The sequence below is a fragment of the Azospirillum sp. P4_B5 genome, assembly GCF_056402275.1.
The window spans coordinates 46,322-72,735 of record NZ_JBFUHT010000025.1 but is presented as its reverse complement, the minus strand read 5'-3'; the positions used below and the strand labels follow the sequence as shown (position 1 = coordinate 72,735).

Sequence of the window (26,414 nt, the reverse complement as noted above, 5' to 3'; positions counted from 1 at the left end):
TGACGGCGGCGGTCGTTCCGCATGGTGCTGCAGGAGCATGGGCACGAAACGGGATGCAGGCACCGGTCAACTCTCGAACGAGGCACTCCTGGATCTCGAAGTCGGTCGGCGCGGCGACGCGCGCCAAGGCGGAGGCCGCTCCGACGATCCGCGGGAACCGCCGCAGCCATGGATGGATGATCGGCCGTATCCGTCACCTCGGATCTCCTGCGCAATCTCGGTGACGCCGTGTGCGCGGCGGTCGGCGCACACCACGCTGCCGTCCGGCGCGCCGCGGCGGCTTGCGCATCGGCAGGCACCGCTCCGGTCGCCCTGGCACCCGCGAAGCCGTCGGCAGGGGATATGAGGAAAGCGGCCACGCACGCTCCCCGTCACGCCCGCTACGCGGAGGTCCGACGGCTGGCGGACGCCGGCGCCACGGTCAGCGCGATCGCCCGAAACTGCGCCCTGGATTGCAAGACGGTGCGTGCTTGGCTGCGCGTTGGTGGCCCCGGCACCTGGGCGCGCCCGCCGAGCGGCGTGGGAATCCTCGCGCCGTACCTTGAGCACCTGGAGCAACGATGGGCCGAAGGTCAGCGAAACGCCACCGCGCTGTGGCGCGAGATTGGCGGCCGGGGTTTCACCGGCGGCCGATCAACGGTGCGGGCGTGGGCCACGAGCCGGCGCCGGACGTCTCCGGACGCCGGCCCCTCGAAGGCCGACACATGGAAGCCTCCGTCTATCCGGGGCGTGGCGCGCCTTCTGCAGACCGCGCGAAAGGATCTGGCAAAGGCTGACCGGGTGTTCGTGGACACGCTGCTGGCCGATATCCCCGCGCTCCGCGACGTGCGTGATCTCGCGCACCGCTTCGCCGCGCTGGTGCGCAAGCAGGGGACGGGCACCCTCGATGATTGGCTGGCGGTCACCGCCGGGACATCGCTGGAAGGCTTCGCATCCGGGCTCCGGAAGGACTTGGCGGCCGTGCGGTCGGCGCTGGAGACGCCCTGGTCGACCGGCCCGGTCGAGGGGCGGATCAACCGATTGAAGACCATCAAGCGCACCATGTACGGCCGACGCACGCTCCATGCAACGTGAGCGCCGCCTTCACGCAAAGTGCGGGAGAACCAAACTTCATTCGGCCTTTACAACCCGGTCCGATGCCATTCGGTTGGCCGCGTTGCGTCGACGCCTGCGCGAGGCCCTGCGCCACCTCGACGCCGTGCTCCGCCTGCTCGGCAAGCCACGTCGCCCTTCGGTAGCATTGTGCCCCACCGCGCTACGCCGGCACCGTCGTTCTCCAGCCGACCAAGCCCCCGCAACTATTCTTCCCGTCGGCCCGCTCATCGGCGGCACCGTGTCTCTCTCTAGGAAATGGTTCAGATGGTATGTCGTTTTCTTAGCCTACATTGATCTTGTTCTGTCGTTTCTCCTTATCTTCCTTTCGGAGGCTAAGCTCTTCAGGAATGCCGGCTTCGGTGCCGCCACACCGGACGAGGGAGCCCATGGGAGGCAATTTTGTTTCTTCTCTCAGGAATTCTTGAGGTTTCTAGCCACTGGCCCTGCGGCCATCCGGATTCCAAATGGAATCGACATCGAGGCAAAAAGGCAACTTTCGTAGCCTTTGCGCGGTTGCGATAAAAGGATTTGGAGGGCATAATTGTTAATAGGTAGATTGCATTCACAAGTAAAAAAGTTGTCCCCGGAAATCAAAAGGGTTGGGAGGGTCCGATGTCCTACATGCCACTCGGTGCGATGCAGGAGCCGCTGCCACCTGACACGATCCTCGCGCTGATTGAAGCCGCGCTCAATTCCGACTTCGCGGCAGTCCGCCGCCTCGGCACTAACTTGGTCCGCAGCCTTCCCGAGCCGGAGCGGGTGGGGACGCAGGAGCGGCTGACGCGCCTGCTCCGGGGCGAGGGCGGGACTCGACCGCGGCAGACCATGGCACCGCTCGACGCCAAGACCAAATCCCCGCTGGTCGAGGAGCTACCCTGGCCGACGGGCCCGCTGTTCCTCGACGACGAAGACTCCCAGATGCTGCAGCGCTTCATCGCCGAGGCGAAGGCCGCCGACGAACTTGCCGGCGCCGGGCTGGCGCCACGCTCCAATCTGCTGCTGGTCGGGCCGCCGGGAACCGGCAAGACACTGACGGCCGGCCATATCGCGGCGCGCCTGGGCCTGCCCTTCCACGTCGCCCGGCTCGACGCCATCGTGTCCTCGCTGCTCGGCGACACCGCCAAGAACATCCGCGGCATCTTCGACTTCGTCCAGCGCGAACAGGGGCTGCTGTTCCTGGACGAGATCGACGCTGTCGCCAAGCAGCGCGACGACGCCCGCGACATTGGCGAGCTGAAGCGCGTCGTCAACACTCTGCTCCAGGGGCTCGACCGCCTCGACCATCGTTGCGTCGTCATCGCCGCCAGCAACCACGGCCATCTGCTCGATCCGGCGGTATGGCGCCGCTTCCCATACCGCCTCAGCGTCGATCGGCCGCTGGAAGGCCTGCGCACCAGCCTATGGTCCCATTACCTTGGCCTCAAGCCTGGGGATGATCCGATCGCCGAAGCCCTCGCCGACATGTCGGATGGGTTGTCCGGCTCCGACATCGCCGAGATCGCGCTTGCCGCCCGGCGCACAGCTCACCTGAAACGGGCTCAAATTTCTTTTCCTGCAATCGCCGGTGCTCTTCTCGATTGCGCGGATGGGAAATTTTCGTTACCAACCATAGGTGATCTCGACCGCGACGCGACCCTGAGTCTACGCCGGGCGGTCGGAGAGCGGTTCGGTTTGACCAACGGCCAGCTCAGCGCCCTCTTCTCCGTGACCTACGAGGCCGTGGCAAAGGACGCGCGGGTGAAACGCGCCGGGGGGAAGCGAAGGAGCAACCTTGCCCAACAATCCGGTGCTGCGGCTGACGGTGCTCCCAAAGCGGGAAACTGTAACCGGCGGCGGTAAAGACCAAAGCAAGATCACCCTCCAGTACGCCGACCGGCGCCGAGCTCTCATCGAACGGGTGTCGCGCCTGGTCGACCCGGCGTCGGTCGAGACGCTCTGGTTCGCCGGACATGCGCTGTTCTGGGTTGGCGTCGACCTCGACTCTCTGGCCCCAACCTACACGCCCGACGATCTCTTCCATTCCGACATCGGCGTGCAGCTCGTCGCTCCCTGGGACACGGGCTACGTGATCGAGGTGCCGGCGACCAGCCGTGACGCCCTGTTGCGGCGTCTACAGCATCCCAACACCATTCCCCAGCGGGTGGACATCTCACGGATCATCAGCTTCCGCCCGCTTCACAAGCAGATCACCACCGACAGCCTGAAGCAGGCCTGGGTGACAGCATCTCCAAGGGGGCCGGCGGACCCCGCCGGCTTCATCGCCTCCCTTCCGCCTTTCCGTTCCGCCGCTGCGCGTGATGCGGTCCTCGAACAGTTGTGGCTCTGGATGGGCGAGGGAACGATGGTCCTGCTTGGGCAGTCCCTGCCGCTCGAAGGCGGTTCCGACTTGGTCCTGCCGAACGGCCAGCCGGGCAACGGCCCGCTGGTGCCTGGGAGCGCGGTGGAACAGCGTCAGCGCATCCAGAACTCCTATCGCTCCGGTCATCACCCGCGCCTACCGGTGACGGTGCGCTTGCGCGAAGCGCTGTTTCAGGGAAGCGAGCGCGGTCTCATTGTCCGGTGGGACCCGGTCACTCCCTTGGCGCCGGCACGACCCGGAGGCGGACGGGAGCCCGATCTCGATCGCGAGATCTCCCTCGATGAGCCGATCGTCGGCCACATCGACGGGGGCTTCACCTCGCGGCGCTACCGGCCGGCCGTGGTCTGGGAAGCCGAACCCTTCCTGGCGCCGGCCGATCTGGACACCAACCATGGCAATTGCACTGCGGCGCTGATCGTCGAAGCACACGCCTGGAACGCCGGCCTCGACCTGCCGGCCTTGCATTGCCGGCTGGGCATTGTGCCGGCAGTTCCCCGCTCTGCCTACACCGGCCCCTGGGATCTGGGTGCCCTGATCCTGTTCCTGGATGGGGTGCTGGCGGCGCATCCCGAGACCACCGTGTGGAATATCTCCGCCAACCTCCGACACGCGTGTGAGCGCAAGCGGGTCAGCGAATTCGGTCACCAACTCTCGCAACTGGCCCGCCGGCGCCGGGTGCTGTTCATCGTTTCGGCGGGCAACCGCACCGGCAAGGTCGAGGAGCGGATTGCTCCCCCCGCCGACGCCGAGGCGGCCCTTACGGTCGCCGGCCGCCTTCCCGATGGGCAAGGCAAGGTCGACGATTTCTGTCCGGTGTCCCGGGTCGGGCTGGGCCCCGACGAGATGTTGAAGCCTGAGCTGAGCTGGTTCTCGGTCGTCCAACTCATCGGCGGCCGCTACGGTCGTGCCTCGAGCTACGCCGCCGCCCTGGTCAGCCGGCTGGCCGCCCACACCTGGACACATCTGCGCCAGCCCTCGCCGGACTTGGTGAAGGCGCTGCTGATCAACGCCGCGGACGGTGTGCGCCACCACTACCGCCGCGGCTTCGGCAGTCCGGTGCGGCCCGCGCTTCCCTGGGAAACCGACGACAACACCGCCGTCCTGTGCTGGCAAGGCCGCATGACCGCAAAGGCGCGCTATTACTGGGAAGGCATCCACATTCCGCTTAGCCTGCGTCCGGGAGGCCTGTTCCGTGGCCGCGTCCGGCTGGTCTGCATTCTCGCCCCGATCACGCACATGCGGGGCACGAACTACACTTCGACCCGCCTGGAGGCGGCCCTGCAATACAAGGACGGGAACAACAAGTGGGAACGGCTGGCTGGCAGCCTGCCCTCCGACACGGCCGAGGGGATCGCCCGCGCCAAGGATGCCAAATGGCAACCCTTGCGTTGCTACAACCGGCACACCCGGAAGGGCGTCACGCTGGGCGGCCCGGACCTTCGCCTGTCGGCACGGCTGTTCTGGCGCGATCGCTACCTGTACCCGGAGTTGGAGACCGATGAGGTCGAATGCGACGTGACCTTTATCGTGACCTTGCAGGGCACCGACGATGAGGCCCCCGTCCACGCCGAGTTCATCCAGGCGATGGAAGGGAAAATCGAACACGCGGTGATCGAACCGGATATCGAGATCGAGGAAGAGACCTGAAGCCCGCCGGCCGAGGACCGGACAACCGGCCGTGGCACCCGGCGCGGTCAAGGCTCGGATCGCTGGACAGCCAGCGATCCAGCTGCCCGCACTGCTTCGTCTGGATCGCCGCGGTGCTGCAGGAAATGTCCCTGCAACGCAGCGGGGGCTAGAGCATGGCCGCCCAGCGCGGCCACGAACGCCTCCGCCAGTTCCGCCCGGTCCGGATAGAAGGCCTGGAACATCCGGGCGATCTGCTCGCCCTGCGCCAAACCGATCTCCTGCCGCCGGTCGATGCGCCCAGGCCGGATCAGCGCCGGGTCGAGCCGCTCCAAGTGGTTGGTCGTCATCACGAGCAGGTGCCCTTCCTGCGACATCACCCCGTCGATGGCGTTCAGCAGGCCCGAGAAGGTGATGCCCCGGCCGGCCGCTTCGGCGTCCCGCTCGCGGAACACGGCGTCGATGTCCTCGAACAGGAGCACGCTGCGCGCCGGCGCTGAGCCAAGGAGCGCACACAGCTGCTGGTCGTCGAGCCGGTCGGATGCCAAGCTGACGATGCTGAGGCCGAGGTCGAGCTCGCTGGCGAGCGCCCGGATGACGCTTGTCTTCCCGGTCCCAGGCGGACCGTAAAGCAGGTAGCCGCGGCGCCAGGGAATCCCGCGGGCGCTGTACCAAGCCTCGCTGGTCAGGAAGGTCCGGGCGTCCTCCAACAGGGCCTCGCTGACCCCGTCGGCCAGTACCACGGACCGGAGCGGGCGTCGCCGGATGCTGGCCCGGTCGCTCCACTCGCCGTAGGATTCGACCATGTGCACGGGAATGCGATCCGGATCACGGCCACCGAAACGCCGATCGGCGTCCAGCAGCAGGTTGGTCAGCACGCCGCGATCACGGGTCAGGGCGCGCAGCGTGATCGTCTCGATGGGCTGACGTCCACCCTGCACCATCCCCGCCGTGCCGGAACCCACCGAGCGCTCGACCCACAGCAGGACACGCCCCTCGCGCAGGAAGTGGCTGCCCGCTCCGGGGGACAGGCGCAAGACCTCGGTGTCTCCCTGCGGCACCCGGACCGCGGTCAGCCGCCGGCAGCGGGCGGTGTAAGGGTGGGCAGCGAACCAAGCGACCAGCGCGTCAAACATCGGAGACCGGCTGTCAACGGTGACAGTGCTGATGAGCCAAGCTTCGACGACGAAACTCACCAGCGAGGGCAGCAGCCGCAGGACCGCCGCGCCGGCGAAGCCGAAAGCGCCCAGGGCCAGCCCGCCGGTGAAGACTTGGTTGTTCAACTGCGCCGCGATGGCCTGCCAGAGCGCCTCAAGCATGATCCGTCACCCCGCAAACCGGAGGGCAAAGGACGCGGGCATGGGAAAGCTCCACGAGGGGACGGAGCACCCATGGAGCAGAAATCGCGACGAGTCGCGTATGTGTGCATGGTATAAGGCCCCATCCGTCTACCAGGAGCGGAATAAGCCGTCAACAGTGCGGAAGAAGCGGGGTTGGAGAGCACGGCTCTCAACCTAACGGGCACCTCCCCCAGCCGAAGGGTAGGTTGGAGCCAGCCATCGCCCAAAGGGCTTTACAGGGCTCTGTCACGGGAACGATTCTGATGCGCAAAGATCCGCGAGCCTCCGACGGGTTCACGCCGCAGCGGTGGCGGCCCGACATTCGGCCATCGCCTGCGCCCGGACGAAGGCAGCCCCATAGGACCGCAGCTAATCGGTGGTGACCTGGGTTGGCGCGAAGCCGTGCTTATTGAGCAGTTTGCGCATCAGCTTGATGGCCGCGGCTTTGTCGTGCCGACGCTGGACGAGCGCCTCCAGCACTTCGCCTTCATCGTCGACGGCCCGCCACAGATACATCAGCCGGCCGCCAATGCGCACGACCATTTCGTCCAGATGCCAGCGCGGGCTGGGCGTCGGCCGCAAGCGCCGCAGGTTCCGGGCGACCGTCGGCCCAAACTTCAGCACCCAGCGGCGCACCGTTTCGTAGGACACGTCGATGCCGCGTTCCGCCAGGAGTTCCTCGACATCGCGGTAGCTCAACGTGAACCCGAGATACAGCCGGATCGCGTGCTGAATGACCGCAGGCAGGAACTGGTGGCGGGCGTACGAGAGCGGCGATATCCCGCGAGGTTACCTTCACGAACGACAGGCCGCCACCGTTGACGTGACGATGCCGTCGCCGCGCCTTCTAAACGGAACCGTCCTGTGGGGCAAAGGGCACGGCCACACGGCCATGCCCAACCCCCAGCTTGGCTGGCAGCGCCTGTTACTTGCACCGCACTGGCTTGCATTGCGTCCGGCACCGGGCGAGCGTCGGCTGATCGGAACGCAAGAGCGCCTGCGACATCGTGCGGTGGAACTCCCGGTCAAGCGCGTAGGCGTCATCGTCGCCGTCCTGGTCGGTGCCAGGATACAGCGGCGTGCCGAACAACTCGTACCAGAGGTGATCGCAGCGGTTTGCCTGTGCGCTCCAGGCGGTTCGGTCGGCCTCGCCCATCATGCCGAAGTACGGATCATGGTGAAGAACGTCGCCGAACAATGCGGCGCAGTCGGCGGCATACTTGCGTGTGTCAAGGATGTGCATATGCCAGATCTCGTCGATCATGCGATCCGGAACCAGTTCGAACGACGCGCCCAGCGCTCGCATCGCCGCCTGCACGGACAGGAACTTCCGGTAGCGGTCGTCCATGGTGTCCACCACGTCGGCGTTCCAGCCGAAAGTTTCGACCATCTTTCGTTTGATGAGCGAAAGATCGATGCGGCTTACGGCCACTTCGGCTTCCATCACCTTGATTTTCAGGTCCTTCAAATCGACGTCGTGCATGCTCTTGCCGTCCTTGTCTTCTGGTCAGCCCCTTCGCGGGGCAAAGAGCGACCCACATTACCGAGTGGCTTTGCTCAAATGCAAGGGAAGCAAAATTGCGCTTCGCGTTCAAGTGAATGAAAATATGACGGGAATACATACGCATGATTTGATAAGGAAGGTCGATGCCATATGCGGCATACTCATTTGTACGCGGTGAAGGGATGATTTTGCTCAGAGTCTGTGGGTGTGTTTTCTCCACCGTCAAAGATTACCGCGAGCGGCCTGCGCTTGGGGTGAAGCATCTGGAGAGGAACAGCATTCCCCGCGATCGACACGCTCGAGCCTCTCAGCCGCGTGCTTGACCTGTCGCTTCTCAGCCAGTTCGAAGGGCCGGACGCCATGGCGACAGCCTCAGCGGCCACCCTCGCGCGCGACAATCAACGCAAACCTGATTGACGTTCCGCGACAGGACGCTTGAAACCCAGCCGCACCAGCGTCAATCATACCAAGATCGCGACCCCAGACCGTCTCATCCTGATCGTCGCGCTCTCCATCCTGATTGTCGCGCCATACCAGAGTTCTCGGTCCGGGTGGTGACCCTTACGGTGCTGACGGTCGCAGCGGTCGGCGGTGATGCGGCAGCGGCGGGATCGGCAGAACCGCGTACTGGTCGCGGAAGCGCGGCTGGAAGGGGGCGAGCCGGTGGCTCCGGATGCGCCGGCCAATGCCTGGGCTGGGCGAGCCGCGGAGAAGAACGGGGCGGCGTTGCACCCGCGCTAAGTCCAGCATGCGCCCGAGGCGACGGCGCAGTTGGCGGCCGGGCAGCGTGACGACGAACCGGTTCGCCGGAATGGCCGGGGCGGTCGCCGGCGCGGCGGTGCGCGTCCCGATCAGCCGCAGGTACTCCGGCAGGGACAAGCCATGCCGCCGGGCGTGCAAGAGCCAGCGGTCGCACTCGGCGGGCGAGGGCTTGACCGTTGCCAAGCGGTGGATGACCGGGCTCGTGGGCGTTCGGCTCATTCGCGCGCTTCCTTCAAAACCGTGGCCGAACCATGGCGCCACTTACGAAGAGCGCCGTCCCGCGACCGGGGACCGCGGACTCGGTCGCAGCGCCTCATTCCACCACCCGGACGGTCGCGAGCAGGCTTTCTGGGGCGCCAAGATCCGCCAGTTTGCCCACCCACGCCATCTGAGCCTCCCGCCACTCGCGTTCGTTGGTGTCGGCCGTTCGCGCGATCAGGCGCCAATTGTATTTTACCCCGGCCCGCTGCAACAGTTGCCCAACCTCATACCCGTCCCAGGCCGACCGGCCGCTGCCCTTCAGCCACGCCAACGTCTGCTCCCAGGCCGCCTGAAACTGTTCCGCCACCATCATGCCGCTCCGAGCCTCCTGTACGGGCAAGCGGGATCGCCCGGCGAGCGACGCACGCGGGAGCCGTTGCCCCGACCTTCATTTTCGGGTTCTGAAGATAAGCCGAAAAGTGACCCTATGGTCAAGCGCCCTGCCCGAAAGGACAGTTCGGGTTATGGCGCAAGACCTGAAGCAACTTCTCGGCGTGCGGCTGCGCGCCCGCCGCCTGGCCCTCAACCTGACCCAGGAGCAGGTCGCCGAGGCCATAGCTCGCACCGTCGAGACGGTGTCGAACCTTGAGCGTGGAAGAGCCTTCCCCGGCCTGGACACGTTGGAGCAGTTGGGCCGCGTGCTCGACTTGCCGCTCGGCAGCTTGTTCGAGGAGGTGGGCGCGGCGGCGGTGTCGTCCCGGCGCGCGGAGCTGCGCGCTAGGCTGCTCGCCCTCGCCGACGGGCTCGCCGACGCTGACCTGGAGATTGCGGTGCGGCAGGTGGAGGCGTTGGCACAGGGGCGGCGGTTGCGGCCGTGAGTGAGGCTCCACCATGACGTCCCGTCGACGCATCGCCGCGGCCCGGACCTCGACGACCACGTCGGGCCTCACAGCGCACCGAAGCTCTGCCACTGGCCGGAGGAAGCTTTTACCTCAGGGTACCAACGATCGGGTCCCTGCTGCTCTACACCGTGCCCAAGGGCACCGGCTGGCCGTGAACGAGTCCAAGGTTTAGCCGAACTGGTCCGGATTTTCGCTGACGAGTCCAGTTTTTAGCTGGATTTCACAGCCGCCGCCGACCAGGGCGGGCAGGCTGGCCGACTGGTGCGGCGAGCGGTAGGGACGCTGGCGCAGCAGTTTGCCGCCTTCCAGCAGCCCGGCAACGCTGTGGATCATCGAGACCTCCAGCGCCTCCGCCGGGTCGAGCGGCGGCAGCAGGCCGGGCAGCCTTGCGGCCAGCATCGACTTGCCGGAGCCGGGCGGCCCGATCATCAACAGATTGTGCGATCCGGCGGCGGCGACTTCCAGCGCGCGCTTGGCCGTCTCGTTGCCCTTCACGTCGCGCAGGTCAAGCGGCGCCTCGGCGCTTTCCTGGAGGCGCGGTCGCGGGCGGGTCAGCACCTGCTGGCCGCGGAAATGGTTGATGAGGGCGAGCAGCGTGGCGGGCGCCAGCACGTCCAGCCCCTCCCCCGCCCAGGCCGCCTCGCCGCCGCAGGCCTCCGGGCAGATCAGCCCGCGGTCGTGGGCCAGCGCGTTGATGGCGGCGGGCAGCACCCCGGCCACCGGTGTCAGCGCCCCGTCCAGCGCCAGCTCGCCCAGCGCGCAATAGCGGCTCATCTCCAGATCGGGCAGCACGCCCATGACGGTCAGCAGGGCCAGCGCGATGGGCAGGTCGAAATGGCTGCCTTCCTTCAGCACGTCCGCCGGGGCGAGGTTGACGGTGATTCGCTTGGCCGGCAGGGCGAGGCCGAGCGCGTGCAGCGCCGCCCGCACCCGTTCCCGGCTCTCGCCCACCGCCTTGTCAGGCAGGCCGACGACGGTGAAGGCGACGATGCCACCGGACATCTGCACCTGAACGTCGATGTCCAGAACCTCGATGCCCTGGAACGCAACCGTGTTGATCCGCGCAACCATACCAGACGCCATGCTTTGGGAAATGCACGCAAGTGTATGGAAGCTTTTGGAAACATGCCAGCGCGACGGGTGCGCTCATGGCTTTGTTGCGCACACACCCGGTCCCATCCGGCCGCTGTCAATTGGGTTGCGTCAATCGGTCTGCTGATTGACACACGCTTATGAAGCTTCTCCGCCTCGGACGGGAGAGGATGAAAGGTGGCCAGCCAGACCAGACCGGCAGTCGGCATCACCAAGCCAGTTCCGATGCGAGCCCACCTCATGCAAGGCCATTCCTTTTGCGCCGTCCATCCACGTTCCGATTTCCGGAGAACCCGTGAAATGGATTTGTGTGGACTTTATTCGACTCTCTTATCCCCTCTGTCCGATGCGATGTGCCAGAGCACATGCGGGATATGCATCTTCAGAATGCGCCGGATGTCTTTTCCCGATGCGGTGGAGCCAAAGCTGCTGAGCCTCAGACGACGCCTTGTATAGGCGCTGGCATAACTTGGCCGAAGACGATGCCTGCCAGCTTCCGTGACCTTCAATATGTATGTGGTTGGAACGTCAGGCGTGTTCAGCACCATCCCATGATCGGCAGACGCTATGTCCTCCCATGGCACCGGCTTTATGGTCTGGCCATAAATGAACAATCCACTTTTGTCTGCTTTGATCATCGGACCCTTGCGGATCAAAAGGGATATGGTTTCTGTTGATGCCATGACGGAGAAAACAACTGTGGCAATGCCCAGCCATGCGCCGAGCGCCGACATCTCGGAAATCTTGAACAGATAAAATCCCCAAGCCGCTGAAAAGACTTGCAGCGATAAAAAGAGAAACTGCCGTGGCCGCGAGGCGTAGGCGACAAACACGTCATCATTGCTTTCAGCGGCTTCTGGCTCGGCATGCATATCGTTGACCTTGGGTTCCGGTTGGGCCGGATGGGGAGATTAACGCCGCAAAGTTGTATATTGATGATAAAAAATCATCAAATGGATATCATGCTGGATAAATTTCCACTCGATCCGGCCCCTCCTCCATGAGGACGCGGGAAACGGATTTTTGGGAAGCTGGGTTGATCTGCCCTATCTTTGGGGAAGAACACACCGAACAAGGAACCGGGACCGTGCAGCTTCTTCTCAGCACCTGGGCCGAGGCCGAGGCTTACCTGAAGACCTCCAAGGGCATCATCCTGCCCATCGGCTCCACCGAGCAGCATGGGCCGAACGGCCTGATCGGCACCGACGCCATCTGCGCCGAGGTGGTGGCCCGCGGCGTCGGCGACGCCACCGGGGCCATGGTCGGGCCGACCATCCCGGTGGGCATGGCCGTGCACCACATGGACTTCGCCGGCTCGATGACGCTGAAGCCCTCCACCCTGATCGCCCTGCTGCGCGACTATGTGATGTCGCTGGCCGAGCATGGGTTCGAGCGATTCTTCTTCGTCAACGGCCATGGCGGCAACGTCGCGTCGGTCCGCGCCGCCTTCTACGAGATTTACGCGGAGAACCGCGCCCTGCGCGGCCGGCAGGCGCCGGAGCTGCGCTGCACCCTGGTCAACTGGTGGGAGAACCAGGAGATCGGCCGCCTGTCGCGGGAGCTGTTCGGCGGCAAGGAGGGCTCCCACGCCACGCCCAGCGAGGTGTCGCTGACCCAGTACGCCTATCCCGAGTCGATCAAGACGGCGGCGATGGACCCGGAAACCGCGTCGCCCGGCGGCTTCTACGACGCTCGCGACTTCCGCCGCCGCCACCCGGACGGGCGCATCGGCTCCGCCCCCGGCCTCGCCTCGCCGGAGCACGGCAAGCGCCTGTTCGACACGGCGGTGGAGGCGATTTCCCGCCAGTACGGCGCCTTCATGGCGGAGGCCTGAGCGGAAAAGCCTGCCTGCGGCCTTGAACTCGGGCGGGGCTTCACCGCATCATCCCGCGCCGAGACAACGATTGGGGGAAACAGCCGTCATGCCGAACCGCCAGAGGCGCGCCGCGCTCGCCATCACCATGGGAGCGGTCCTCGGGCTGGCCGGCGCGCTGGCCGCCGGTCCGGTCCTCGCACAGGCGGCCCCCCGCACCGACTTGGTGGTCGGGATGCGGCTGGAGCCGCCGCACCTGGATCCCACGGCCGGGGCGGCGGCGGCCATCGACGAGGTGACCTACGCCAACCTGTACGAGCCGCTGACCCGCATCGACGCCGAAGGCAAGGTGGTGCCGGGCCTCGCCGAGACGTGGGAGGTGTCGGCGGACGGGCTGACCTACACCTTCCACCTGCGCAAGGCGGCGAAGTTCCACGACGGCAGCGACGCCGATTCGGCGGACGTGAAATTCTCGCTCGACCGCGCGCGCGGCGCCGAGTCGGTCAACGCGCAGAAGGGCTATTTCGCCGCCATCGCCGGGGTCGAGGCGCCCGACGCCCAGACCGTGGTGGTCACGCTGTCGCGGCCCGACGGGCTGTTCCTCTTCCACATGGCGTCGGGCGACGCCGCCATCGTCGCGCCGGAGACGGCGGGCGCCAACAAGCAGACCCCGGTCGGCACCGGCCCCTTCAAGTTCGAGCGCTGGGTGGCCGGCGACCGGGTGGTGCTGGTGCGCAACCCCGACTATGACGGGCCGAAGCCGGCGCTGGAGCGCGTGACCTTCCGCTTCATCAGCGACCCGGCGGCCCAGGTCGCCGCGCTGAAGGCCGGCGACATCGACAGCTTCCCCCAGTTCGACACCTACGAGGCGCTGCCCCAGTTCCGCGACGACGGAGCCTTCACCGTCATGGTCGGCACGACGGAGGGGGAGACGATCCTCGGCACCAACAACGCCCGCAAGCCCTTCGACGACTTGCGGGTGCGTCGGGCCATGGCCCACGCCATCGACCGCAAGACGCTGATCGACGGCGTGCTGTTCGGCAACGGTTCGGCCATCGGCAGCCACTTCCCGCCGCACCGCGCCGGCTACGTCGACCTGACCGGCCTCTACCCCTACGACCCGGACAAGGCCAAGGCGCTGCTCGCCGAGGCCGGCCTTCCGGACGGGTTCGCGACGACGCTGCGCCTGCCGCCGCCGATCTACGCCCGCCGCTCCGGCGAGCTGATCGCCGCCATGCTGGCCGAGGTCGGCATCCGCGTGACGATCGAGCCGATGGAATGGGCGCCCTGGCTGGAGAAGGTGTTCAAGGGCAAGGATTACGACCTGACCCTGATCGCCCACACCGAGCCGCTGGACATCGACATCTACGGGCGCCCCGACTACTACTTCAACTACCGCAGCGAGCGTTTCAACGCCGTGGGGGCGGAGCTGGACCGCACCCAGGACCCTGCCAAGCGCAACGCCCTCTACGGCGAGCAGCAGCGCATCCTGGCCGAGGACGCGGTGAACGGCTTCCTCTTCATGCTGCCCGCGGCCATCGTGCAGAAGTCGGCGGTGCAGGGCATGTGGGTCAACCGCCCGATCCAGGCCAACGACGTGACGGGCGTCCGGTGGAAGTGATCCGGCGCGGCCGGACCGGACCCGGCGGGGGCTGACCCGCGTGTTCGCCTTCCTGGTGCGGCGTCTGCTGACCCTGGCGCTGACGGCGTGGCTGGCCACGCTGGTGGTCTTCGCCGTGCTGGAGGCGATCCCCGGCGACCCCGCCCTGGTCATGCTGGGCACCAGCGCGCAGCCGGAGGCGGTGGCCGCCCTGCGCGCCCAGATGGGGCTCGACCGGCCCTGGCCCGCCCGCTACGCCGGCTGGGTCGGCGGGATGCTGCAGGGCGATTTCGGGACCAGCCTGACCTACGCGAGGCCGGTCGCCGGGCTGGTCGCCGACCGGCTGGCCATCACCCTGCCGCTGGCCGGGCTGGCGCTGGTCCTCTCGGCGGGAATCGCCATCCCGCTCGGCCTGTTCGCCGCCGGGCGGCAGGGGCGGGCTGGGGACTGGGCGGTCATGGCCTTCGGGCAGATGGGCATCGCGGTGCCCGGCTTCTGGTTCGCCATCCTGTTGATCTTGCTGTTCTCCGTGCGGCTGGGCTGGTTCTCCGCCGGCGGCTTTCCGGGCTGGGAGGCCGGGGCGGGGCCGGCGCTGAAGGCGCTGCTGCTGCCCGCCGTGGCGCTGGCTCTGCCGGAGGCGGCGATCCTGGCCCGCATCACCCGCACCGCGGCGCTCGACACGCTGCGCGAGGAGTATGTGCGCACCGCGGTCGCCAAGGGCCTGCCGCGCCGCGTGGTGCTGCGCCGCCATGTGCTTCCCAACGCGCTGATCCCCGTCGCCACCATCCTCGGCCTGCAATTCTCCTTCCTCGTCGCCGGGGCGGTGGTGGTGGAGAACGTCTTCACCCTGCCGGGGCTGGGGCGGCTGCTCTATCAGGCCATCGGCCAGCACGACCTGATCGTGGTGCAGAGCGTCGTCGTGCTGCTGGCGGTGACGGTGGTGGCGGTCAACGCGCTGGTCGACATCGCCTGCGCCGCCATCGACCCGCGCCCGCGGGTAACGGCATGACGGAGTTCATAAAACGGCTGAGGCGCCTGCCGGTCAGCCTGCTGCTGGGCGGGCTGCTGACCGCGCTGGTGGTCGGGGCGGCGCTGCTGTCGCTGGTCTGGACGCCCTTTCCGGCGGAGCAGGTGCGGGTGGTCGCCCGGCTGCGCCCGCCGGGGCCGGTCCATTGGCTGGGCACCGACCATTTCGGGCGCGACGTGCTGTCGATGATCCTGGTCGGCGCCCGCAATTCGCTGGCCGTCGGGGCGGCGGCGGTGGCGCTGGGCGCTCTGCTGGGCGTGCCGCTGGGGCTGGCCGCCTCCGCCTGGGGGCGCTGGGGGGACGAGGCGGTGGCCCGGCTGGGCGACCTGCTGTTCGCCTTTCCCGCGGTGCTGACGGCGATCCTGCTGACGGCGGCGCTGGGGGCGGGGGCGGTGAACGTCGTGCTGGCGCTCGGCCTGTTCAACGCCGCGGTCTTCGCGCGGGTGGCGCGTGGGGCGGCGCTGGCCGTGTGGCGGCGGGACTTCGTGCGGGCGGCGCTGGCGCTGGGGCGCGGGCCGCTGTCGGTGACGCTGGTGCATGTGCTGCCCAACATCGCCGGGGTGGTGATCGTCCAGGGGACGGTGCTGTTCGCGGTGGCGGTGCTGAACGAGGCGGCGCTGAGCTATCTGGGGCTGGGCATCCAGCCGCCCTCGCCCTCCTGGGGCAAGATGCTGGGCGACGCGCAGACCTTCCTGTTCACCTCCCCCCTCCAGGCGATTTTTCCGGGGGCGGCCATCGCGGTGACGGTGCTGGGGCTGAACCTGCTGGGCGACGGTCTGCGCGACGCGCTCGACCCGCGCCACCGTTCGGCGGGGCTGCTGTAGACTTGACACAAGACGGTTTGGCTTGTGTCAAGTGTCAGGCGAGGTCACCACAGTCCCCTCTCCCGTCCCGGGAGAGGGAGGGACCCGCCGCAAAGCGGCGGGAGGGTGAGGGTACCGTCGAGAATCAGCGCCTTGATCCTTGTTCGACCCTCACCCGGCCCTTTGGGCCACCCTCTCCCGGGGCGGGAGAGGGACGTTTCAGGCGCCGCGATGCAGCTTGGCGATCGGCTGGGAGAATTGCAGCTCGATGTCCCAGGGGAAGTGAATCCAGGTGTCCTGGCTCACCTCGGTGATGAAGGTGTCGACCAGCGGACGCCCCAGCGGCTTGGCGTAGACGGTGGCGAAATGCGCCTTGGGCAGCATCTTGCGCACGACCACCGCGGTCTTCCCGGTGTCGACCAGATCGTCGATGATCAGCCAGCCTTCGCCATCCCCGGCGTTGGCGCCCTCCACGCCCTTCAGCACCATCGCCTCGCGCTGGTTCTGATGGTCGTAGCTGGAGACGCAGACGGTGTCGATCATGCGCAGCTCAAGCTCGCGCGCGATGATGGCCGCCGGGACGAGGCCGCCGCGGGTGATGGCGATGATGCCCTTCCACGGACCCTTGTCGATCAGGCGCCAGGCCAACGCCTTGGCGTTGCGGTGAAGCTCCTCCCACGACACCGGGAAGTGCTTGTTGAACGGAACGGCTTCTGGCACGGCTATGGACTCCGAAAGAAACGTGCGCCGCTTATACCGCAAGCCCCAGCGCCGGGCAATCGACCGCGTGAAAAGGCGAAAAAAGGTCTTGCAGCCCGGAATCCTTTTGAGTAAGTTGCGCGCCTCGACGACGGACGGTCACCGCCGCCGCCGGGAAGACAAACAGGAATGCGCCCGTAGCTCAGCTGGATAGAGCACCAGACTACGAATCTGGGGGTCAGGAGTTCGAATCTCTTCGGGCGCGCCATTCCTTCCAATCTGCACAAGAAAGCCGCCCTTAGGCGGCTTTTGTGCTTTCTGGTGTTTGCCTCACCGGGGTTTGCCTCAGCGGCTTTTCTTTTTCGGTGCCGCGCGCTTCGCCTTGGGCGGTTTGGTCATGGCGTTGAACAGGGTGGTCTGGTTGCGCCGGGCGGCGGCGTTGAACACGCCGCTCCAGAAGCCGATCGCCTGGCTGGCCGACCGGTTGGCCATGGACAGCCAGATGCTTTGCGGTGTCCCCTTCATGCTTTCCCCTTTTTGAAGTCCTGCCGATGGATCTCGGCCAGGGAGGTAACAGCGCGGCGCGGTCATACTCCCGCGACGATCGCGCGGCGATGGCGGACCCGCGTCCAGGACATGGTCAGGCCGACCCGCTCGGCGCAGCCATAGTGCCAGGGGCGGTTCTCGCTATCGCCGGCCCAATGCGGTTCCCCGGCCCGCAAAGGCTTCCCACAATGGCAACAGGTGGGTGGTGCGGGAAGACGTGTGGCGTCCCGTTTCGTCAGCTGGGTCATAGGGCATCTCTTCCAGAGCGTCTTATTCCAGAGGCGTCTCAGGCACGGCGTTTCGGGAAGGCACGGCGTCGAGAGCGTGTGTTTTGTTGGGCGTGTCATCTTGCGGTGCGAAGAATGACGGCCCGGCCGTTTCGGGGAAACGTCGCAAAGGTGAAATGCCCATGGGGTGCCCCCGACCACAGGGGTATGCCCATGGTCAGGCCATAGGTCCCGAGATCGTTGGCATTAAACGTTTTTTTCCCTTAACCCAAGTCAGTGCGACGGGACGGTGCGCCCACTCTTGATCACACCCCGATTCACAGCCGGTTAACCATCGGCGCCTAGCGTCCGCCCCCTTCGCCGCGGCATTTTTGCTGCGGCGCAGCATTTTTTGAAGGGTGAAGGCGCTATCCATGGTTTTCCTGTTGCACTACCTGCCGTCCCTGTCGCTGGTCGCGGTGAGCGGGCTTGCCGGTCTGGCGTTGGGCGTCCTGTCCACGCTGCTTCAGGACCGGCGGACGATCCTGATCGCGCAGGCCGGTGCCGGCGCGCTGTTCGTCCTCCATTTCTTCGCTTTGGGAGCCCACACGGGCATGTTGATGTGCGCGCTCGGCCTCGCGCAGATGGCCGCCGCCTATCCGGAACGGCGGCCGCGCTGGCTGCGCGTCCTGTTCGCCCTGACCGTACCGGCGGCGCTGGCCGTCGCGACGGCGACGTGGCAGGGGCCGATGTCCGCCCTGTCGGCGGTGGGCTTCATCCTGGGGACCATCGGGCGCTGGCAGAGCGCGGTCGGGCGGATGCGGCTGTTCTTCCTGTCCTCGACGGTGGTGGGGGCCGGCCACAACGCGCTGGCCGGTTCGGCTTTCGGGCTGGCGTCGGACGCGATGACCCTGTCCGGCCATCTGCTCAGCCTGTGGCGCGCCCGCCCGGCGGTTCGCCGGCATTCGGCGCTGGCGGTGCATTGACGAACGGAAACCGCGCCGGGGACGGCGCCCCGGCGCGGCTTTGACGATGTTTTGGTATCAGCGCTTCGCTTCGGCGGTGCCGGCGGTTTCCCGGCGCTCCAGATAGGTCTTGGTGAGCTGCGGCAGGCGCTGTTCCAGCCACGCCGCCATTTCCAGCTCCTCGTCCAGGCTCGGCTGCAGCATGCGGGCGATCTCCGGTTCCCCGGCCTGTTCCGCGGCGGAAATCAGGGCGCGGTAGTTGGCGATCTCGAAATGCTCGAAGGAATAGTCGAAGATCGACGCCTTAACGATCTCGTCCGACGCGATGACACCGGACAGAGACTGGGCGTTGCCGATCAGCATGGCGACGCCGGTCTTGATGGCCGAGGTGTCGGTGCCCAGACGCTGCAGGCACTGCTTCAGCCGGTCGGCCTGCCGGTTCGACACCTCGATGTGTTCCTGCACCTTGGCGAGGACATCCGGGTAGTTCTTGATGCGTTCCGCCTGCCGCTCCAGCATCTCGACGGCTTGGCTTTCCATGGCGTGGGCGTCGCGGAGCCAGTCGATCAGGGTTTCCTTGGTGGTGTTGGCCACAGGTCCTCTCCCTCGTTGCGTTATCGGACAGTCCATTGGGGATGGAGCGACAACAGGCGGGACGGCGGTTCGTCACCATCGGGCGATGCGGCCCGTCCAACCGGAGCACCCTTCGAATGCATCAAGGAACCTTCACCGGGGCGGGAGGTTTTTCAAAGCGGATGGGCAGACTGCCAGGGGAGGGAGCGGCCATGTCGGCAAATGAACCGGCCATGATGGGAAAGGACCAGATCGTCGATACCCTCAACGATCTGATCCGCATCGTCGAGGACAGCCACGAAGCCTATCGTCAGGCCGCGGAAGCCTTGGAGGACGAGGATCTGAAGGCGCTGTTCAATGATCTCGCCGCCCAGCGCGGCGCCATCGTGCGGGAGGTGCAGCGCCTCGTCGCCGAACAGGGCGGGGCGCCGGACATGGGCGGCACCGTGATGGGCGGCGCGCACCGCTTCTTTTTGGAACTCAAGACCAATGTGCTGGGCCACGACCGCGAGGCGATCCTGGCCGAGGTGCAGCGCGGCGAGGGCGAATGCGTCCGTGCCTACGAGGAGGCCTTGGCCAAGGAACTGCCTTTGCCGATCACCGCGGTGGCGATCCAGCATCTCGACCGCATCCGCGCCGACCGCGACCGCATGACCCTGCTGCGCGGTGCGGCGGCCTGACGAAAGAAGCCGGTTGAGGGACGGTCACTCCGCGGCGGCGGCCTGCCGGTTCTCCAGATCCGCCAGCAGGGCGCGCTTCTGGTCGGCATCCATGTGCTTCCAGCCGCGGATTTCCTCCAGCGTGCGCAGGCAGCCGATGCAATAGGCGCGGTCGGCGGTCAGCTTGCAGACGCTGATGCAGGGGGACGGGACGAGGACGGCGGGCGCGGTGTCGGGGGTTCCGGTGGTCATTACCAAAGGCCAAAAGGAAACGGGACGGCGCTGGGCCGTCCCGTCCTTACCATCCGTCGGCTCTCCGCCTCAATCTTAAAGGCCTTTTGCCCGATCGTTTCAGTCGGAGATGTTGGGCGGGTCGGGATCGTCCGACCAGTCGTCCTTCGGGGCCGGGTAGCGTTCCAGCCATTTGCGGACCAGGGCGACGTGGCCGGCCTCCTCCTCCGCGAACTCGCGAGCAAGGCGGGCGACCTCCGGGTCCTTCGTCTCGGCGGCGACCGAGGCGTAGTAGTTGTTGCCCTGATGCTCGCTCAGCAGCGCCATCTTCAGCGCGTGGTGCGGCTTCATCAGATAGTGGGCGTTCTCGAAGGCCGCGGCTTCCGGCGACTCGGTGGTGGCGTCCCACTGGAACTCCCAGGGGGCGACCTTGGGCAGCGCGCCGTGCTCCCTGGCGATCTGCTTCACCTCTTCGGCGTGTTTGGCCGAGTAGGTGGACAGATCGCGGAACAGCTTGGCGACCTCCACATTGTTGTGGGCCTCCATGCTGTCGGCCAGTTCGGTGTAGCGCTCCGCCGCCTCGATCTCCAGTGCCAGCGCGTGGGCCAGGAACAGACCGACGTTGGCGGCCCCGTTCAGGACTTTCGTCTTCATACCGCGAACCCCTCTTCGATCTGGGCGATGCTGTGGGTGGCCGTCGATCCCGGCTGGAACGGACGACGGTTGCCGGCGAGGAAGATGCCGAGGCCGAACCCGTCGTCCTCGAGGACGGCGCGCATCGCCTCGTTCGGGTCGTCCGTCGGCTCGCGGCCGTAGGGGTGGACCGTGCTCTTCCAGCCGCGCTGCTCGGGGCGGAAGGTGACGCAGGGGGACAGGATGTGGATGACCGAGAAGCCGGGGTGCTTCACGCCTTCCACGATCAGGCGGGCGACCTCGTTCGGGTTGTTGGCGAAGCCGCGGGCGACGAAGTTCGCGCCGCAGGCCAGCGCCAGGGCGACCGGTTGGATCGGGTTGACGCCCGGCCCTTCCGGGGTCAGCTTCGACTCGCACCAGTCGGCCTCGGTGGTCGGCGAGGCCTGACCCTTGGTCATGCCGTAGACCTGGTTGTCCATGACGATGTAGGTCATGTCGACGTTGCGGCGGCAGGCGTGCAGGAAATGGTTGCCGCCGATCGAGAAGCCGTCGCCGTCGCCGCCGAAGATCAGCACGTTCAGCTCGGGCCGGGCCAGCTTCACGCCGGAGGCCACGGCCAGCGAGCGGCCGTGCACCGTGTGGTAGCCGTAGACGCTGGTGTAGGCGGGGATGCGCGACGAGCAGCCGATGCCCGACACCACGACGGTGTCGTGGCGCTCCAGCCCCATGTTCGCCATGGCGCGGGTGATGCCGGCCAGCACGGAATAGTCGCCGCAGCCGGGGCACCAGATGGGCTTCACGTCGGATTTGTAGTCGCCGGGCAGCGGGCCCACGACATCGTCGGTCAGATGGGTATCCATGGATTTCGTGCTCCGGCCGGTCAGATCAGGGAAAGAAGCGTCTCGTGCACCTCGCGGGCGCGGATCGGCAGCGGGCCGGGGCGGCTGAACACCGACACCGCGCCCGGCAGGTCGTAATGCCCGCGCAGGTACTTGTGGAACTGGGCGCCGTGCGTCTGCTCGACGACCAGCACCTTGGAGACGCCGTCCAGCGCCGCGGCCAGCTTGGCCGGCTGGACCGGGGAGATCAGGCGGATGGCGACCAGCCGGGCCTTGGTGCCGGCGGCCTCCAGCCGGCGCACCGCCTCGCGCGACGGGCCGGTGGCGGAGCCCCAGGTGACGACGGCGATCTCGCCCTCGCCCTCGATGTCGGCCCAGGCGTCGCCGTAGTCGTAGGAGGTCAGCTTGCGCAGGCGCTTGTCGAGCTGCTTCTGGTGATCGGACGCCTGCGAGGAGGGCAGGGCGTTCTCGGCGTGCTCCAGCCCGTCGGCGGTGTGCTCGCCGCCCGGCATGCCGGGGATGGCGGCGGGGGACACGCCGGACTCGGTGTCGGCGTAGCGCTTGTACTTCGCCTCGCCGCCGAGATCGGTCGCCAGCAGGCGGTTCGCCTTGTGGGGGGCGTCGGCCGGCTTGTCGACGATGGCGCGGGACTGGCCCATCGCCTGATCGGACAGCACGATGGCCGGGGTCTGCAGGGCCTCGGCCAGATGCACCGCCCACTGGGTGGTGAACAGGCAGTCGGCGATGGAGGTCGGGCCGACCACCAGATGCGGGGCGTCGCCGTGCAGGCCGTAGACGGCGATGTTCAGGTCGGACTGTTCGGACTTGGTCGGGATGCCGGTGGACGGGCCGCCCCGCTGCACGTCGACGATCACCACCGGCGTCTCGGAGGCGACGCCGAGGCCGATGCATTCGGTCATCAGCGACAGGCCGGGGCCGGCGGTCGCGGTGATCGAGGGCACGCCGCTGAAGGAGGCGCCCAGGCACATGGCGATGGAGGCCAGCTCATCCTCCGCCTGGACCAGCTTGCCGCCGGTCTTGGCGAGGTTGGGAGCCAGCCATTCCAGGATCTCGGTCGCCGGCGTGATCGGGTAGGCGGCGCAGAACTTCACCCCGCCCTTCAGCGCGCCCAGCCCGGCGGCCTCGTTGCCGGAGATGTTCCAGCGGGTGGCGCCCTCCTTGTTGGGGGCGGCCAGCTCCAGGCCGAGGTTCCAGCCGGCGGCCTCCTTGGACCCGGCGTCGATGCCGGCGTTGGACGCCTGGATGGCGGCCTCGCCCTTCTTGCCCAGCGCCTTCTGGATCACCGCGTCGATGCCGGCGCGCGGCAGGCCGACGATCGCCGCGACGGCGCCCAGCCCCACCATGTTGACGCGCCCGCCGGGGATGCGCCCGGCCAGTTCCTTGATCGGCAGCTCGACCTGCTTGGCGCCGCTGGCGGCCAGGACCGCAGGCACCTCGCCCTGGCTGGGGTCGGTGATGATGACGCTCTTCTCCGACAGCGGAAGCTCGGCCGCGAAGCGCTCCACATTCTGCCAGTCGAAGGCGATGATGATGTCGAAACGGTCCCCCGGACCGTGAACGGGTGTCGGCGACAGGCGAACGAGGGCGGCGGCTTCACCGCCGCGGATCTGCGGGCCGGTCGACCGCGACATCAATCCGTACCATCCCACGTTGGCGGCGGCATCCAGCAGCATCTGTCCGGCGGTCATCGCGCCGGCGCCACCGCTGCCCACCAGGGCAATCGTGACCGAGTCCACTGTCATTGGTTAATCCCTTGCGTCCGAATGTGAGTCGCCCGACGCCCGTACGGCTACGTCAGCATTGCGGAACAGGGAAATGATCTGGCGCAAATCGGACGCAAGACGTCACGATTTTGCGAAGTCACGTCATGGAATGGTTCGACCAACTCTTGTTTGGTGACCGGCCATCCCTTGGCACCGATTGTTGCCGGGATTGTTTCTGGACCGGAATGGCGGGCGCCGTCGCACGCTACTCGCTGTAGCGTTCTTCCCGCCAGGGGTCGGCCTCATTGTGATAGCCGCGGACCTCCCAATAGCCGCGGCGATCCTCCGCCAGGAACTCGATTCGCTTCACCCACTTGGCGCTCTTCCAGAAATAGAGCTTCGGCACGACGACTCGGACCGGGCCGCCATGGTCGCGGCTGATCGGCTGGCCCTCCCAGCCGGTGGCGAGCAGCGCGTCCTCCGCCGCGAAGGCGTCCAGCGGCAGGTTGGTGGTGTAGCCGTCCGAGGAGTGGCAGAGGACGAAGCGCGCTTCGGGCCGCGGCTGGACGACCGACAGCAGGTGCCGCGTGGACACGCCCTCCCACCGGTTGTCGTAGCGCGACCATGTGGTGACGCAGTGGATGTCGGAGAGGACGCGCTCCCGCGGCTGGGCCTGCAGGTCCGCCCAGCTCCAGGTGACGGGGGTGTCGACCAGCCCGTCCACCGCCAGGGTCCAGTTCGCCTCGCTCACCCGCGGAACGATGCCGAGATCGAGCACCGGCCAGGTTTCCACCAAGCGCTGGCCCGGCGGCAGGCGGTCGCGCGCCGCGTCGGCGGTCTCCCCGGTCAGGCCCCGGCCCTCCCGCGCCCATTGCTCCTTGGTGGCGATCAGCTTGTCGCGGATCTGGCCGTCCTGCGGGATGTCCTGCGGGCCATCTTGAGGAGTCTCCTCGGCCATGGCGGTCCTCCGAAAGGGTGGATCGGCAGCGATGTCTCTGGTGAGCGATGCCGATTTATGCATGGATGGGCGCCGGTGTCAGCGCCGATCCCGCGGTTTCTTGCGGTGCGAAAGGCTGAACCGCTACCCTTCCGTCCCATTTTCCACGGTTGGGCCGGAAATAGACGGTTCGGACGGTTGCCCTGCCCCTGTTCACGCCCTGCCTTGCTCTGATAGCATGTCCGCCATGCATTACCTGCCATGTTGCCGCCCATGACCACCGCTCTGCCCGTCGCTCCGCAAGCCGATGCGGCGTCCCCTGGGTTGGATAGGGGCGGGTTGGATAGGGGCGGGCCGGAGATGACGCGGGACGATATGCCCGGTTTGCAATGGCTGGACGCGCTCGCCACGCCGCTGTGGCTGCTCGATCCCGATGGGCTGACCCTGTGGCTGAACGGCGCCGCCCGCGCGCTGATCGGCCTGGAGCGTGACGCGCCCGCCGCCGCTGTCCGGGTCAGCCTGTCCAGCCGGTTCCCCGCCGCGCTGCAGCAGGCCGCCGCGGGGCGGACGGTGGACGTGCGGGCGACCATCCACGCTCCCCTGACCCTGCCGCTGGAGGTGGATCTCCGGCTGGCTCCGGCGCCGCGTCCGAGCGGGCTGGTCCTGGCCGAAGCCCCCGCCGACAGCGGCGCCCGGCAGGAGATGATGCGGCTGAACGAGCAGCTCATCGCGCTGTCCTACGCCTATCCCGACATCCGCTTCGAACTGCTGCGCGACGGCACCATCCTCGACTTCGCCGCCGCCAGCCCCGGCGACCTGAACGTGCCCGCCGAGCGTTTCCTGGCCCACCGCGTGCAGGAGGTGCTGCCCGAGCCCGCCGCCGGGCTGCTGGCCGCCGGGCTGGGGCGGCTGAACGAGGGGCAGACGGTCATCGGCCTGGACTTCTCGCTGCCGCCGCCCTCAGGGCAGATGGGGGGCACCAAATTCTTCGAGGCGCGGCTGGTCGCTCTGCCCGACAGCGACCGTGTGATGTGCAGCATCCGCAACGTCACGGAGCGGGTGGAGGCGGAAAGCGCAGCCCGGCGCGCCCACCATCTGCTCTCCGACGCCATCGAATGCATCACCGAAGGCTTCGTGCTGTACGACGCCCAGGACCGGCTGGTGCTGTGCAACGGGCGCTACCGGGAGTTGTTTTCCGCCAACACCGACCTCATCACGCCGGGGGCCCGTTTCGAGGAGGTGCTGCGCAGCGGGGTGGAGCGGGGCGTCTATCAGGTGCCGGACGGCGATCTGGACGGCTGGATCGGGCGGCGCATCGAGCAGCACCGCAGCGCCGGCGCTCCCATGGAGGTGCAGCTTCACGACGGGCGCTGGATACGCATCGAGGAGTGGCGGACCCATGAAGGCGGGACCGTCGGCATCCGCGCCGACATCACCGATCTGAAGGCCCGCGAGGCGGAGCTGAGCGTCACCCGCGACGAGGCCGAACGGGCCAACCAGCGCAAGTCCGACTATGTCCACCACTTGAGTCACGAGCTGCGCACGCCGTTGAACGCCGTGCTCGGCTTCGCCCAGATCATCCATGACGAGATGATGGGGCCGAACAACCCGCGCTACCGCGAGTATGCCGGGCAGATCGCGGCGGCCGGCGTCTACATGCTGGACCTCATCAACAACCTGCTCGACCTCGCGCGGATCGAGGCGGGGCGGATGGATCTGCACGAGGAGGCCTGCAACCTGTCCCTGCTGGTCGACCTGACCTTCGGCATGATGCAGCCGCGGGCGTGCGAGGCGGCGGTCGCGCTGTGCATGGAGATTCCCGACGATCTGCCCAGCCTGCACGCCGACGCCTCGCAGATCCGCCAGATGCTGACCAACCTGATCGGCAACGCCATCAAGTTCTCGCCGCCCAAGGACGGGTGCGTGCGGGTGCGCGGGGAACTGACGGAGGATGGCGGCATCGCGCTGACCGTCGCGGACAACGGCATCGGCATGAGGCCCGAACAAATCCCGGTGGCGCTGGACGCCTTCGGGCAGGTGCATGGCCGCGACCAGGGCCATAACAACCACGGCCGCGACCGGGCGGCGGAACGCGGTTCCGGCCTGGGGCTGCCGCTGACCCGCGCGCTGATCGCGCTGCACGGCGGCACCTTCCACATCGACAGCCGGCTTGGGGCCGGAACGACCGTGCGCCTGACCTTCCCGCCCTGCCGGGTCGGCGGAGGCACGCGGCCGTTCTGAGGGCTGAAAAACGCGCCCCCCTGAAACGCGCCCCCCT

General features: G+C 67.3%; 24 protein-coding genes, 1 tRNA gene and 2 pseudogenes. 12 read left to right on the top strand and 15 right to left on the bottom strand.

The features are described 5' to 3' along the window. Positions 1-342 precede the first annotated feature (342 nt). From AC1DVI_RS19670 to AC1DVI_RS19660, 3 genes are all read left to right on the top strand, one after another. The gene (locus AC1DVI_RS19670; RefSeq protein WP_476959414.1) at positions 343-1,074 is read left to right on the top strand and encodes a transposase; all 732 of its coding nucleotides are present in this window, start codon (positions 343-345) and stop codon (positions 1,072-1,074) included. A gap of 633 nt (positions 1,075-1,707) precedes the next feature. After that, positions 1,708-2,934 (top strand): AAA family ATPase, encoded by a 1,227-nt coding sequence (locus tag AC1DVI_RS19665; protein WP_476959413.1) that lies wholly within the window; start codon positions 1,708-1,710, stop codon positions 2,932-2,934. Then, positions 2,867-5,101 carry a S8 family serine peptidase gene (locus tag AC1DVI_RS19660; RefSeq protein WP_476959412.1) on the top strand — a complete coding sequence of 745 codons (2,235 nt, stop codon included), beginning with the start codon at positions 2,867-2,869 and terminating at the stop codon, positions 5,099-5,101. The genes AC1DVI_RS19665 and AC1DVI_RS19660 overlap by 68 nt, the downstream gene beginning before the upstream one ends. Positions 5,102-5,148: 47 nt before the next feature. On the opposite strand, the gene AC1DVI_RS19655 is transcribed toward AC1DVI_RS19660, so the two are convergent. From AC1DVI_RS19655 to AC1DVI_RS19635, 5 genes and pseudogenes are all read right to left on the bottom strand, one after another. Further along, on the bottom strand, positions 5,149-6,399 hold the full coding sequence (locus AC1DVI_RS19655; RefSeq protein ID WP_476959411.1) for an AAA family ATPase: 1,251 nt from the start codon (positions 6,397-6,399) through the stop codon (positions 5,149-5,151). A 393-nt stretch (positions 6,400-6,792) separates the two neighbouring features. After that, a pseudogene (locus AC1DVI_RS19650) lies at positions 6,793-7,200 on the bottom strand (IS6 family transposase); the annotation flags it as partial. Between the two features lie 145 nt (positions 7,201-7,345). After that, positions 7,346-7,903 (bottom strand): glycine-rich domain-containing protein, encoded by a 558-nt coding sequence (locus AC1DVI_RS19645; protein WP_476959410.1) that lies wholly within the window; start codon positions 7,901-7,903, stop codon positions 7,346-7,348. Positions 7,904-8,485: 582 nt separating this feature from the next. Next, the gene (locus AC1DVI_RS19640) at positions 8,486-8,905 is read right to left on the bottom strand and encodes a hypothetical protein (RefSeq protein WP_476959409.1); all 420 of its coding nucleotides are present in this window, start codon (positions 8,903-8,905) and stop codon (positions 8,486-8,488) included. A gap of 94 nt (positions 8,906-8,999) precedes the next feature. Beyond that, positions 9,000-9,260: a hypothetical protein gene (locus AC1DVI_RS19635; protein ID WP_476959408.1), complete on the bottom strand. Its 261-nt coding sequence runs from the start codon at positions 9,258-9,260 to the stop codon at positions 9,000-9,002. Positions 9,261-9,411: 151 nt separating this feature from the next. Here AC1DVI_RS19635 and AC1DVI_RS19630 point away from each other — a divergent pair, with 151 nt between their 5' ends. After that, positions 9,412-9,765 (top strand): helix-turn-helix domain-containing protein, encoded by a 354-nt coding sequence (locus AC1DVI_RS19630; protein ID WP_476959407.1) that lies wholly within the window; start codon positions 9,412-9,414, stop codon positions 9,763-9,765. Between the two features lie 216 nt (positions 9,766-9,981). Here AC1DVI_RS19630 and AC1DVI_RS19625 read toward each other — a convergent pair. Both AC1DVI_RS19625 and AC1DVI_RS19620 read right to left on the bottom strand, forming a co-directional pair. Beyond that, positions 9,982-10,860 (bottom strand): annotated as a pseudogene (locus AC1DVI_RS19625) (ATP-binding protein); the annotation flags it as partial. A 338-nt stretch (positions 10,861-11,198) separates the two neighbouring features. After that, positions 11,199-11,753, bottom strand: coding sequence for a hypothetical protein (locus AC1DVI_RS19620; RefSeq protein ID WP_476959406.1), 555 nt, complete (start codon positions 11,751-11,753; stop codon positions 11,199-11,201). Between the two features lie 215 nt (positions 11,754-11,968). Between AC1DVI_RS19620 and AC1DVI_RS19615 the strand changes: the two genes are divergently transcribed. The 4 genes from AC1DVI_RS19615 (at position 11,969) to AC1DVI_RS19600 (ending at position 16,145) form a co-directional block, all read left to right on the top strand. Next, positions 11,969-12,715 carry a creatininase family protein gene (locus AC1DVI_RS19615; RefSeq protein WP_454020350.1) on the top strand — a complete coding sequence of 249 codons (747 nt, stop codon included), beginning with the start codon at positions 11,969-11,971 and terminating at the stop codon, positions 12,713-12,715. An 88-nt stretch (positions 12,716-12,803) separates the two neighbouring features. Beyond that, positions 12,804-14,315: an ABC transporter substrate-binding protein gene (locus AC1DVI_RS19610; protein WP_476959405.1), complete on the top strand. Its 1,512-nt coding sequence runs from the start codon at positions 12,804-12,806 to the stop codon at positions 14,313-14,315. 40 nt (positions 14,316-14,355) lie between these two features. Then, positions 14,356-15,303, top strand: coding sequence for an ABC transporter permease (locus AC1DVI_RS19605; RefSeq protein WP_476959404.1), 948 nt, complete (start codon positions 14,356-14,358; stop codon positions 15,301-15,303). Continuing rightward, a complete protein-coding gene (locus AC1DVI_RS19600; protein ID WP_476959403.1) occupies positions 15,300-16,145 on the top strand; it encodes an ABC transporter permease in 846 nt (281 codons plus the stop codon). Before AC1DVI_RS19605 ends, AC1DVI_RS19600 begins: the two co-directional genes overlap by 4 nt. 198 nt (positions 16,146-16,343) lie before the next feature. On the opposite strand, the gene gpt is transcribed toward AC1DVI_RS19600, so the two are convergent. Next, the gene (gene gpt, locus AC1DVI_RS19595) at positions 16,344-16,844 is read right to left on the bottom strand and encodes a xanthine phosphoribosyltransferase (RefSeq protein ID WP_145623271.1); all 501 of its coding nucleotides are present in this window, start codon (positions 16,842-16,844) and stop codon (positions 16,344-16,346) included. Between the two features lie 170 nt (positions 16,845-17,014). On the opposite strand from gpt, the gene AC1DVI_RS19590 reads away from it, so the two are divergent. Further along, positions 17,015-17,091, top strand: a tRNA-Arg gene (locus tag AC1DVI_RS19590). A 77-nt stretch (positions 17,092-17,168) separates the two neighbouring features. On the opposite strand, the gene AC1DVI_RS19585 is transcribed toward AC1DVI_RS19590, so the two are convergent. Continuing rightward, the gene (locus AC1DVI_RS19585; RefSeq protein ID WP_145623272.1) at positions 17,169-17,348 is read right to left on the bottom strand and encodes a hypothetical protein; all 180 of its coding nucleotides are present in this window, start codon (positions 17,346-17,348) and stop codon (positions 17,169-17,171) included. Positions 17,349-18,009: 661 nt separating this feature from the next. On the opposite strand from AC1DVI_RS19585, the gene AC1DVI_RS19580 reads away from it, so the two are divergent. After that, positions 18,010-18,561 carry a YgjV family protein gene (locus tag AC1DVI_RS19580; RefSeq protein WP_476959402.1) on the top strand — a complete coding sequence of 184 codons (552 nt, stop codon included), beginning with the start codon at positions 18,010-18,012 and terminating at the stop codon, positions 18,559-18,561. A gap of 57 nt (positions 18,562-18,618) precedes the next feature. On the opposite strand, the gene AC1DVI_RS19575 is transcribed toward AC1DVI_RS19580, so the two are convergent. Beyond that, on the bottom strand, positions 18,619-19,134 hold the full coding sequence (locus tag AC1DVI_RS19575; RefSeq protein WP_476959401.1) for a YciE/YciF ferroxidase family protein: 516 nt from the start codon (positions 19,132-19,134) through the stop codon (positions 18,619-18,621). A 191-nt stretch (positions 19,135-19,325) separates the two neighbouring features. Here AC1DVI_RS19575 and AC1DVI_RS19570 point away from each other — a divergent pair, with 191 nt between their 5' ends. Further along, a complete protein-coding gene (locus tag AC1DVI_RS19570) occupies positions 19,326-19,793 on the top strand; it encodes a PA2169 family four-helix-bundle protein (RefSeq protein ID WP_476959400.1) in 468 nt (155 codons plus the stop codon). Between the two features lie 24 nt (positions 19,794-19,817). Here the strand turns inward: AC1DVI_RS19570 and AC1DVI_RS19565 are convergent, their stop codons facing one another. The 5 genes from AC1DVI_RS19565 to AC1DVI_RS19545 all read right to left on the bottom strand — a co-directional run bounded on the left by AC1DVI_RS19565 (position 19,818) and on the right by AC1DVI_RS19545 (position 24,157). Further along, positions 19,818-20,024 carry a DUF1289 domain-containing protein gene (locus tag AC1DVI_RS19565; protein ID WP_476959399.1) on the bottom strand — a complete coding sequence of 69 codons (207 nt, stop codon included), beginning with the start codon at positions 20,022-20,024 and terminating at the stop codon, positions 19,818-19,820. 99 nt (positions 20,025-20,123) lie between these two features. Continuing rightward, positions 20,124-20,657 (bottom strand): ferritin-like domain-containing protein, encoded by a 534-nt coding sequence (locus AC1DVI_RS19560; protein WP_103040092.1) that lies wholly within the window; start codon positions 20,655-20,657, stop codon positions 20,124-20,126. Further along, the gene (locus AC1DVI_RS19555; RefSeq protein ID WP_476959398.1) at positions 20,654-21,496 is read right to left on the bottom strand and encodes a 2-oxoacid:ferredoxin oxidoreductase subunit beta; all 843 of its coding nucleotides are present in this window, start codon (positions 21,494-21,496) and stop codon (positions 20,654-20,656) included. The genes AC1DVI_RS19560 and AC1DVI_RS19555 overlap by 4 nt, the downstream gene beginning before the upstream one ends. A 20-nt stretch (positions 21,497-21,516) precedes the next feature. Beyond that, positions 21,517-23,238, bottom strand: a complete 1,722-nt coding sequence (locus AC1DVI_RS19550) for a 2-oxoacid:acceptor oxidoreductase subunit alpha (protein WP_476959397.1) — start codon at positions 23,236-23,238, stop codon at positions 21,517-21,519. A 226-nt stretch (positions 23,239-23,464) separates the two neighbouring features. Beyond that, complete coding sequence (locus AC1DVI_RS19545; protein ID WP_476959396.1) at positions 23,465-24,157, bottom strand: sulfite oxidase-like oxidoreductase; 693 nt, start codon at positions 24,155-24,157, stop codon at positions 23,465-23,467. A gap of 339 nt (positions 24,158-24,496) precedes the next feature. Here AC1DVI_RS19545 and AC1DVI_RS19540 point away from each other — a divergent pair, with 339 nt between their 5' ends. After that, a complete protein-coding gene (locus AC1DVI_RS19540) occupies positions 24,497-26,377 on the top strand; it encodes a PAS domain-containing sensor histidine kinase (protein WP_476959395.1) in 1,881 nt (626 codons plus the stop codon). The last annotated feature ends 37 nt before the right edge of the window (positions 26,378-26,414 follow it).